Below are 8,818 nucleotides of genomic sequence, written 5' to 3'. Positions count from 1 at the left end.
CGGGGGAGTGATGTTCGGAACCCCGTAAGGTGCGGCCAGTGGGGTGGGAGGCACTGGGGCAGTGGGGTGAAGACGCCGCTCGCATCGAACCGCTCGCTGGCGGAGTAGCCAACGACGTGTGGAGCGTGCGCGTCAACGGGCGCCTCGCGGTCGGTCGTCTCGGCACCAGGAGCGACGCTGATCTCGCATGGGAGACCGGTCTCCTGCAACACCTCGACCGTGCGGGTCTGACCGTGCCGGTGCCGATCCCGACTACGGACGGCCGGCTGTTCGCCGACGGTCTGGTGGTGATGACCTACCTGGATGGCGGACCGCCCGAGACGCAGGCCGACTGGCGTCGCGTGGCCGGCACGCTGCGCGAGCTGCATCGGTTGACGCAGGGCTGGCCGCAGCGCCCAGGCTGGCGATCGTCGACCGACCTCCTGCACGCCGAGACCGGGACGAAGATCGACCTCGGCGCGATGCCCCCGGAGGGGGTTGCTCGATGCCGGGCAGCGTGGGCGCGGCTGATCGGACGTCGGACATGCGTCGTCCACGGCGACCTCAACCCTGGCAACGTCCGGATGACCGAGAATCAGGTCGCGCTGATCGACTGGGACGAGTCGCACGTCGATGTCCCCGACCTCGACCTCGTGCTGCCCGACAATGCCGCTGGCCTCGACGACGGCGCGTACGACATCGCCGCGCAGGCGTCGGCCGCATGGGAGGCCGCGGTCTGCTGGGACGACGAGTACGCAGTCAAGCGGCTCGCCGAAGTCCGAGCGGTCTGAGAACGCGTTCGAGGAGCGGGGTTGTTGGCGGTCGAGTCCGCATACGCCGACCACGAGCACACGGTGCACGAGGGCCTGCGCTTCATGCTGCTGACACCACCCGGCTCGGCCTGCTCCACTGCGTGGAGGTCGCGGACAACCTGCCCGGCGTCGTCCTGGTCCGCCACACGAAGAACCGCGACGGCGGCACCCGGGTCTTCGGCCCGACGGCGTGGCGGGCGTTCGTCGGCCAGGTCACCGAGCGGCCGTAACCGCACCAGGGCGTACCCGAAGTCGCTGTCGGTCAGGGTGACGCGGTGGGAAGCTTGGCCAATTCGTTGCTCGCTTGTTGGAGGCGGCCGTCCGGCACGCACTCGGCGCGGCGGGTGCGGGTCCGGTCCGTAGCAGCGTGTGAAGGGTATATATGGCTTGCGCAGGCGCCGGGCTGAGAGTTTGACTGCTCGCCATGCCTTTCCCCGCACCGATTCTCGTTGGGGGTACGGGTCGTTCGGGAACGTCACGGATCGCCGACATCATCGGCGAACATCCGCTGATCCATCGGATTCCCATGGAGACCCGGTTCCTCATCGACCCGGGTGGCCTGCGGGACCTGGCCGACGCGCTCACCGATCGATACGACCCCACCGTCGGTGAAGACGCCCTGCACCGGCTGAGCGATTTCCTCACCGTACGAGTGCCCGGCCGGCGCGACGATCGCGGTAAAACCGTTCCCGAACTGGTCGGCGAGCGGCGCTACCGGGACGCGGTGCAACAGCTCTGGCCGCAGTTGATCGCGTACACATACGACGAACCTGCGCCCGCGGAAGGCTTCGGGAACGCTGACCGGCCTGCCGGGCCGTTCGAGCCGCTGAGCCGCCGGCGGGTACTTCCCAGGTATTTCAGCGACCGGGGCGAACTGCTCGGAATCTTGCGGGGCCTGATCGACACCGTGTTCGGCGGAGCAGCCGCCGACGCGGGCAAGCCGACCTGGTGCGAGAAGACACCGTTCAACCTGCTGTGCATGGAGTTCCTCTGGGAACTGGTCCCCGAAGCGACCATCGTGCACATCAAGCGTCACCCGGTCTCAGTGCTCGCATCCCACCTGGCCCAGCCATGGGCACCGCCCACCGTCGACGGCGCGCTCGCCTACCTCAAGCCGGTCTACCACCGATGGCTCACCTGGAAGAACACGGTCGACCTGACGGGCAGGCGATACATCGAGGTGAAAGCAGAAGATCTCGCAGCCGACTGGCCCGGGCAGCGCTGCGCCCTGTTCGAACGGCTCGACGTCGACGACTTCGCCACCCCTTCAACGTTTCAGTCGCACAAGCTGACAAACCGCAACGACCAATTCGACGACGAAACCCGCGAGTTCATCCAAGAAGCGCTCGGCGAGGTCATCCCGGCCATGGGATATGAGTGACGGCTCTGGCTGTCCACTTTGGCGACGCCGCGTCGCGCCACTCGACCGTTTTTTGGCCCGCGCTCATGGGCGGGTGCACGCTTCTGCCGCCGATAGCGTGGGCGGCAGCCAGTCGGGTGGGCACACGTCCTGCTACTCGAGGATTGAGCGCTTCACCGCGGTGATGATGTCTTGTCCTTGGCTGATCGCCGACGGTCTCTGCTGCCGGGCGATGGCGCCCGTGGGTGAGCTCCCGTCAGGGGGCGGCTGGTCGGTGGGCGGGCTGGAAGAGTTCGACGAGATTGCCCGAGGGGTCGGTGAGCAGGATCTGGCGTCCGCCGGGGCCGGCGATGACGTCGCTACGGAACGACAACCCGGCGCTGCGGAGTCGGTCGATCTCGGCATCCAGGTCGTCAACCGTGAGGTGGATGCGGTTGCGTCCGGCGGTGGTGGCGTCGTCGGGGGTGGCGCGGGCGCCTGAACTGGCTGGGCCGGACACCAGCAGCCGCAGCGGGCCGCGTACCACGTCCGCGAAGGCTGGCCCGGCACTGGTGTTCAGGGCAAAGCCGAGATGGGTGGTGTAGAAGTCGACGGCCGCCTGAACGTCGTCGACGATGTAGCGGACGCTGGCGTACTGATCGGACGCTGTCACAGCTGGTCTCCTTCAGGATCGCATGCGCTGAGGACGGGCAGCAGGTGCCTGACGCGGGTCTCGATGTCAGCCGCGATGCGCCGGAAGGCGAGGTAGCCAGCCCGATCGGTGCCGCCGGTGGCGGCGGGATCGGGAATGCTCCAGTGCATTCGCCGAGGCTGACCCGGGAAGTCGGGGCACGCCTCACGGGCTTTGTCGCATAGGCTGATGACGTAGTCGAACCGTCGACCGGACAGGGTGTCCCAGTGCCGGGGGCTCTGGCCGGTGATGTCGATGTCGAACTCCTCGCGGAGCACCCGAACGGCGTTGACGTCCAGGTGCGGCTTGGGCCGGCTACCGGCACTCATCGGCTCGACCTGGCCGTCAGTGGAGTGGCGGAGCATGGCCTCGGCGATCGGTGAGCGGGCGCTGTTGCCCGTGCACAGGAACAGCACGCCGACGCCGGGCGAGCGTTTCAGATCAGCTGGGGACACACCTGGCGCGACGTGCTCCCGGGTCAGCGCCGGGTGCAGGGCCGCCCCGGTGTCGGCGAGTGCGTTCGCGCAGCGGTCCAGATCCAGGTGGTAGTAGCTGTCGCGGCCGTCGAAGCTGCTTCGGGCGGCCGTGACCAGCCCGCCGTCGCGCAGCAGCCGCAGGTGGTACGAGACCAGGTTCTGCGGCTCGCCCACCAGCGTCACCAACTCTCGGACCCGATAATCGCTGGCTGCGAGCTCGGTCAGCAGCCGCCAGCGCAGCGGATGGGCGGCCAGGCGTACAAACGCCGGGGCACCCTGACTCGACAGCGTCACGACTGTACGTTACATCAAACGGGTGTGATGCATCAAGCAACTCTGATGAGGTGACGTGGATGGAGGAGGTGGGATGGCCTCCGAAAGCCATCTCCTACCCGGATAGGGCAGCGAGTGAGTCCACGTAGATCAGCGCCAACGCCGGGTGAGAGATGGCACGAGCGATGCGAGGCAGTAGCGGGCCGGCGCCGCTGTGCCCGACGAGCACGACATGCGTTTCGGTCTTGAGGCACGCCAGCACGGTGGCCACCGCGTCTGCGACGCCCCGATGGTGGCAAGGCCTGCCAGTGACGGCAGGGGTCAGATCTGGAATCGTGACGTCGCCACCGGCCGGCGCCACATGCGCCGCGACTCCCCGCCAGGTGGGCGTCCGAGAAGTACGGGAGCAACTTTGGTCACCCACCGATCGCTCGATCTCATTGCTTATGCGACACGACTCACCTTGCATGTGCGGTGGCCACCCGCTGGTGGCATCCCGTTCTGCCGCAGATGGTGCGGTGAGTCCGAAGGTCGTACCCACGTCCTACGGTGGGCCAATGGACTGGAAGATTGAACTCATCCCGGTTCCGGTGATCGACGTCGACCGGGCCAAGGCGTTCTACCAGAAGGTGGGCTTCAACGCCGACCAGGATCACAGGGTGCACGAGGGCCTGCGGTTCGTCCAGCTGACACCACCTGGCTCAGCCTGCTCCATCGTGATCGGCGAGGGCATCACCGACAAGATTCCCGGCACACAGGAAATCCAGGTTGTGGTCGCCGACGCCGAGGCAGCGCGTCGGCAACTGCTAGACGCCGGCGTCGAGGCCAGCGAGGTCGAGGTGCAGCCATGGGGCAGCTTCGTCTACTTCGACGATCCTGACGGCAACAGGTGGTCGCTGCAGGCGATCGAGTCACGCCCCAACGGCTGATCGGCGGTCATAACAGTCCTGGTAGCGCATTGATTTGTAGCCGCTGAGCGGGCGTCGGGGGCCGCACCTGCGAGACTGATAAGTCAGCCGGCCGCTCGTCGTTCAGGTAGTCGATGAGCCTGCTGCTGCTCGATCCGGCGGCTGCCACGCCGTCGACTCTGTTGGATGTCGTCGTTGTGCTGCCCGCTGATAGGACTGACGGAGCAGCGGGGTGAATTGAGGGTAGCCAGGACGGTGTCGCCGGCGGTCAGGCAGCGTGGCGGGCGCGGCGGCGGGCTCGGATGAAGGCTGTATCGCGCACGCGGCCCCACCAGGACCACGGAACGCTGGTCATGTACCGGCCGATCGACGCGAAGACCTGCGCGGCGTCGGCGTCGCGGCCAGTGCGCGCCAGCCCGTACGCCAAGAAGTTCGCGTCTTGCCACGACCAGGTCGCCTTGTCGCCGTGCAGGTCTCGGTCGTAATGGCTCAGGCAGGCGTGCACCATGGCCCACTCAAATGCCAGCGCCCAGTCCGAAAGAGACCTGCGGCTGCATCCGGATCTGCCGCTCTGGGCGGGCACACGGGGCATTCCGGCGGTGAGATCCTGGGCGGCATGACAGACCTCGACGCCAAGGCGAATCTCCATCGGTACCTACGGGAGGCACGCGAGGCGCTGCTCGGGAAGCTCGACGGGCTATCGGAGTACGACGTACGGCGCCCGCTCGTGCCGACCGGTACGAACCTGCTCGGGCTGGTCAAGCACGTGGCCTCGGTGACCGCCGGGTATTTCGGCGAGGCGTTCGACCGACCCTTTCCCGAGCTCGTCGCGGGTCTGAACGAGGACGCCGAGCCGAACGTGGACATGTGGGCCACAGCCGACGAGTCCCGCGACGACGTCATCGGCCTGTGGCACCGAGTCTGGGCACACGCAGACGCGACGATCGAGGCGCTCCCGATCGACGCGCCCGGCTCGGTACGGTGGTGGGGCCAGACGCCGGTGACGCTGCACCTCATCCTCGTGCACGTACTCGCCGAGCTGAACCGGCACGCCGGGCACGCCGACATCGTGCGGGAACTGGTCGACGGCCAAGTCGGCTGGCGGCGGCCCGGCGACAACGTGGTCGAGGGCGACGAGGCATGGTGGGCCGCCTACCGCGAGAGGCTGGAATCCACCGCCCGCGAGTTCGCCTGAGGACGCGAGCCTCGCGCTGTCAGCGACCGCAATCACGTGAGCACCGCAGAGCCGGGCGTTGGACGAGCCGCCGCCGAGCCCTGGCCGTCGTCCTCGACTCGGCAGGCATTCCAGCAGACTATGCGGGCGGCGGATTCCGCGGCCAGGCGTCGACGAATCGCCTCAGGAGAACAGCGAGGCTGTGTGACTCCTCGGCGGTGAAGCCGGCGAGCGCCTCGGCGACGCTTTGTCGCCGACTCTCGTTCATTTCGGCGACAAGCTTCCGGCCTCGGGCGGTGAGCCGGATCAGGGCGTACCGCGAGTCGTCCGGAGCAGACTCCCGCTGGATGTACCCCTCATCGAGCAGCTCCGTTGTCAGCCGGCTAGCGCGCGGCCGGTCCACTCCGATCATGTCGGCGATCTGAGATATCGACAAACCCGCACGGGGACTGCTGAGCGCGTCAAGGTAGCGGAAGCGTGCGGCGTTCGTGCGCATCCGCCCCAGCCGGCAGCCCGACGAGTCGGGTTAGTCTGCAGTCATGGCGAACGCGGAGCTGGACGAGTTGATCGTCGCGGACGCCGACGCGCTGCGCGTGTGGATGTCGGCCAACCACACCACGTCGCCCGGCGTCTGGCTCGCCCTGACCAAGAAGGGCGGCACAGTCACGACCCTGACCTGGCAGCAGGCGGTCGACGAGGCCCTGTGTTTCGGCTGGATCGACGGGCAGGCCCGTAAACGGGACCAGGAAACCTCCTGGATCCGGTTCACCCCTCGCAGGCCCCGCAGCTCCTGGTCACAACGCAACGTCGCCCACGTGACCCGGCTGGAAGCGCAGGGACGAATGCTGCCCCCGGGCCACGCAGCGATAGAAGCCGCGAAAGCGGACGGACGATGGGCGGCCGCCTACGCCCCACCGTCGGAAGCCGAAGTGCCGGCCGACCTACTCGCCGCCATCGCCGCCGACCCCGCCGCCCACGCCATGTTCGACGTACTCACCAAAACCAACCGGTTCGCTCTCATCTACCGACTCAACGCCGTCAAACGGGCGCAGACCCGCGAGCGAAAGATCGGCGACTTCGTTGCCATGCTGGCCCGTCACGAGACGATCTACCCACAGAAGGCCAAGCCTCCGAACTCGCCGTAACCACTATCGTTCTGGCATGGTGACCAAACCATCCGTTGCCGTCGCTGCGGCCTTCCTCGCGGACGGGCCTGCAGATGGCGCCGACCTCAGCCTGTTTGGACAGTTCGCCGGATCGTGGGCGCTGGACTGTACCGAGTACAACCCCGACGGGTCCTGGGCTGATCGTCGAGGCGAGTGGCACTTCGGGTATGCGTTGGGCGGGTGGGCAACCACCGATGTCTGGATCCTGCCCGGCGTCGAACATGGCGTCAGCGTGCGATTTCCCGATCCAGCAGCCGGTGCGGGTGTCTGGCGCTCGACGTGGGTGGGACCGGGCCGGCGTCGGACACACACCTTCCTGGCATCTCGCATCGGCGAGGAGATCGTGCTCGACGGCGACGATCTGCGCTGGACCTTCTCCCACATCGAAACCGACGAGTTCCGCTGGCGGAACGAGGCACAGCAGCCCGATGGCACGTGGCGGCTTCAACAGACGTTCCGAGTTTGGCGGCAGGCCTGACTTCTCGCTCGCCGTCGCGAAGAATGACGCCTCAGGCCTGCGTGTCTGGCCCGGTGGCCCGCAGTGCCCCGGCGAGTGGCCCGCCGCGGGCTTCGACGGCCGCGAGTACCTCCCGGCAGGTCCAGTCGAGGGTGCCGGCGAGGACGGACCAAATCGAGGGCCACCAGCGGCCCAAGGGTCTCGATCATCGCCCGTACGGCCTGCGGCTCTATTGGCGCACCCGGAAGCGCCCGGCCTTACGGGCGCAGGGAACGCCCTGGCTCAGACATCGGCCTCCGGCAGTTCCTCCGGCTCGGCGACCCACCCGGAGAAGACCGGCACTCCGTGCCACGGCCCTGTCGCGCCGTCGGCCCGCCTGTCGGTGGCGACCGCGACCACCGCGTACGGGTGGCCGAACCGCAGCTCGGCGGTGCGGGCGACGCCCTCCGGCGGCATGCTGGTCAGCTCGAACATGCCGGTGACCGCCGCCGCCTCGAAACCGTACCGGCCGAACCGGGCCATCGCCGCCTGCCGGGCCTCGAAGTCCTGCACCGGCAGGGCCAGCGCCGTCGCCAGTGCCGCCGACGCGGCCGGGAAGCCGAGTGCCGGCGCGCTCAGGTCGTGTTCGCTCCGGGCCGACCAGCAGGGGAGCACCGCCAGGTGCCGCTCCTCGCGGCCGTCGCGGGCCCGGGTCCGTACCCGTTCCTCACGCAGCGTCCACAGCGGAGCGTCGCCGAGTGGCAGCTCGAACAGCGAGCGACGGCCGGCCGGCTCGGCGCCGTCGGCGGCACCGGCGCTGAGCTGGTACGCGGCGGCCAGCACATCGGCCGGCGGCACGTGCGGCGCCGCGGCCACCGAGAGGACCACCAGCCCCGCGCCGTCGGCCACCTGAGCGGGCGCGGCGTGCACGATCACGTCACCGGCCCGCCCGGTCGAGAGAATGGCGCCCCGGTGACCGCGGCGCGGGCTGCGCAGCACCCGGCGCAGCCGGCCCGCCCAGGCACTGCCCGGGCCGAGCGCGCCGGCGTCGGCGACCTCGAACGGATCCGCCCAGGAGATCCGGGTGGCCAGCGCGCTGGCCAGGGCCAGCACCACGTCCGGCCCGACCCGCAGCGGGAACCTCTCGATCAGGCCGAGGGTGTGCTCACGCGCCCAGGCGTCCAACCCGGCCTGGTCGGGCAGCGGGCCGACCTCGGTCGTCGCGGGCAGTGCCGCCCGCCAGTCGGCCGACCCACCGCCGCCCTGACCCGGCCGGTGCCAGAGCGCGGTGGCGGACGCGACCAGCGGATGCGGCGCGTCCAGCAGCGCGCGGGCGACCTCGGCCGCGCTGGTCAGGTCGGTGCCCAGGGCTTCCGCCAGCCCGTCGGCCGCTGGACGGTTCGCCGGGCCGGGGTTGGTCGTGGTCGTGGCACAGAGCGCGAGCAGGAGCCAGGCGCCGAGCGGTGAGGCGACGTGGTGCTCGGTGCCGATCTCCGCGTGCAGGTTGTCGGCGTACCGGGACAGCGGGCCGTGCAGGTCGCTCGTCATGCCTCCACTCTGCCCC

General features: G+C 69.0%; 11 protein-coding genes and 1 pseudogene. 7 read left to right on the top strand and 5 right to left on the bottom strand.

Annotation, left to right across the window (positions count from 1 at the left end):
- Window positions 1–29: 29 nt before the first annotated feature.
- From ABZU69_RS24660 to ABZU69_RS24650, 3 genes are all read left to right on the top strand, one after another.
- The gene (locus ABZU69_RS24660; protein ID WP_354966701.1) at window positions 30–770 is read left to right on the top strand and encodes a phosphotransferase; all 741 of its coding nucleotides are present in this window, start codon (window positions 30–32) and stop codon (window positions 768–770) included.
- A gap of 110 nt (window positions 771–880) precedes the next feature.
- A complete protein-coding gene (locus tag ABZU69_RS24655) occupies window positions 881–1,021 on the top strand; it encodes a DUF397 domain-containing protein (protein WP_354966758.1) in 141 nt (46 codons plus the stop codon).
- A 194-nt stretch (window positions 1,022–1,215) separates the two neighbouring features.
- On the top strand, window positions 1,216–2,172 hold the full coding sequence (locus ABZU69_RS24650; protein ID WP_354966700.1) for a sulfotransferase: 957 nt from the start codon (window positions 1,216–1,218) through the stop codon (window positions 2,170–2,172).
- A 235-nt stretch (window positions 2,173–2,407) separates the two neighbouring features.
- Here the strand turns inward: ABZU69_RS24650 and ABZU69_RS24645 are convergent, their stop codons facing one another.
- Entirely contained in the window at window positions 2,408–2,803 is a 396-nt protein-coding gene (locus tag ABZU69_RS24645; protein ID WP_354966699.1) for a VOC family protein, read from the bottom strand.
- Entirely contained in the window at window positions 2,800–3,591 is a 792-nt protein-coding gene (locus ABZU69_RS24640; RefSeq protein ID WP_354966698.1) for an ArsR family transcriptional regulator, read from the bottom strand. Before ABZU69_RS24640 ends, ABZU69_RS24645 begins: the two co-directional genes overlap by 4 nt.
- A 536-nt stretch (window positions 3,592–4,127) precedes the next feature.
- Here ABZU69_RS24640 and ABZU69_RS24635 point away from each other — a divergent pair.
- Window positions 4,128–4,499 carry a VOC family protein gene (locus ABZU69_RS24635; RefSeq protein ID WP_354966697.1) on the top strand — a complete coding sequence of 124 codons (372 nt, stop codon included), beginning with the start codon at window positions 4,128–4,130 and terminating at the stop codon, window positions 4,497–4,499.
- Window positions 4,500–4,917: 418 nt separating this feature from the next.
- Here the strand turns inward: ABZU69_RS24635 and ABZU69_RS24630 are convergent.
- Window positions 4,918–4,998 (bottom strand): annotated as a pseudogene (locus ABZU69_RS24630) (DUF4291 domain-containing protein); the annotation flags it as partial.
- A gap of 96 nt (window positions 4,999–5,094) precedes the next feature.
- Here ABZU69_RS24630 and ABZU69_RS24625 point away from each other — a divergent pair.
- Window positions 5,095–5,673: a DinB family protein gene (locus ABZU69_RS24625; RefSeq protein ID WP_354966696.1), complete on the top strand. Its 579-nt coding sequence runs from the start codon at window positions 5,095–5,097 to the stop codon at window positions 5,671–5,673.
- 118 nt (window positions 5,674–5,791) lie between these two features.
- Here the strand turns inward: ABZU69_RS24625 and ABZU69_RS24620 are convergent, their stop codons facing one another.
- On the bottom strand, window positions 5,792–6,148 hold the full coding sequence (locus ABZU69_RS24620) for a MarR family transcriptional regulator (protein WP_354966695.1): 357 nt from the start codon (window positions 6,146–6,148) through the stop codon (window positions 5,792–5,794).
- A gap of 43 nt (window positions 6,149–6,191) precedes the next feature.
- Here ABZU69_RS24620 and ABZU69_RS24615 point away from each other — a divergent pair, with 43 nt between their 5' ends.
- Together ABZU69_RS24615 and ABZU69_RS24610 are read left to right on the top strand one after the other, a co-directional pair.
- Window positions 6,192–6,797, top strand: coding sequence for a YdeI/OmpD-associated family protein (locus ABZU69_RS24615; RefSeq protein WP_354966694.1), 606 nt, complete (start codon window positions 6,192–6,194; stop codon window positions 6,795–6,797).
- Window positions 6,798–6,813: 16 nt separating this feature from the next.
- Window positions 6,814–7,296: a hypothetical protein gene (locus ABZU69_RS24610; protein WP_354966693.1), complete on the top strand. Its 483-nt coding sequence runs from the start codon at window positions 6,814–6,816 to the stop codon at window positions 7,294–7,296.
- 261 nt (window positions 7,297–7,557) lie between these two features.
- On the opposite strand, the gene ABZU69_RS24605 is transcribed toward ABZU69_RS24610, so the two are convergent.
- Window positions 7,558–8,802 carry a hypothetical protein gene (locus ABZU69_RS24605; protein WP_354966692.1) on the bottom strand — a complete coding sequence of 415 codons (1,245 nt, stop codon included), beginning with the start codon at window positions 8,800–8,802 and terminating at the stop codon, window positions 7,558–7,560.
- Between the last annotated feature and the right edge of the window lie 16 nt (window positions 8,803–8,818).

The sequence above is a fragment of the Micromonospora sp. NPDC005206 genome, from assembly GCF_040608175.1.
Taxonomy (GTDB): Bacteria; Actinomycetota; Actinomycetes; order Mycobacteriales; family Micromonosporaceae; genus Micromonospora.
The sequence above is the reverse complement of the archived record's forward strand: the minus strand, read 5'-3'. Positions and strand labels throughout refer to the sequence as shown.

What these genes read in the sequence shown, in the direction of transcription:
- ABZU69_RS24650 (WP_354966700.1), top strand. Translation starts at nt 1,216, where the DNA reads ATGCCTTTCCCCGCACCGATTCTCGTTGGGGGTACGGGTCGTTCGGGA.
- ABZU69_RS24635 (WP_354966697.1), top strand. Translation starts at nt 4,128, where the DNA reads ATGGACTGGAAGATTGAACTCATCCCGGTTCCGGTGATCGACGTCGAC.
- ABZU69_RS24625 (WP_354966696.1), top strand. Translation starts at nt 5,095, where the DNA reads ATGACAGACCTCGACGCCAAGGCGAATCTCCATCGGTACCTACGGGAG.
- ABZU69_RS24620 (WP_354966695.1), bottom strand. Translation starts at nt 6,148, where the DNA reads ATGCGCACGAACGCCGCACGCTTCCGCTACCTTGACGCGCTCAGCAGT.
- ABZU69_RS24615 (WP_354966694.1), top strand. Translation starts at nt 6,192, where the DNA reads ATGGCGAACGCGGAGCTGGACGAGTTGATCGTCGCGGACGCCGACGCG.
- ABZU69_RS24610 (WP_354966693.1), top strand. Translation starts at nt 6,814, where the DNA reads ATGGTGACCAAACCATCCGTTGCCGTCGCTGCGGCCTTCCTCGCGGAC.
- ABZU69_RS24605 (WP_354966692.1), bottom strand. Translation starts at nt 8,802, where the DNA reads ATGACGAGCGACCTGCACGGCCCGCTGTCCCGGTACGCCGACAACCTG.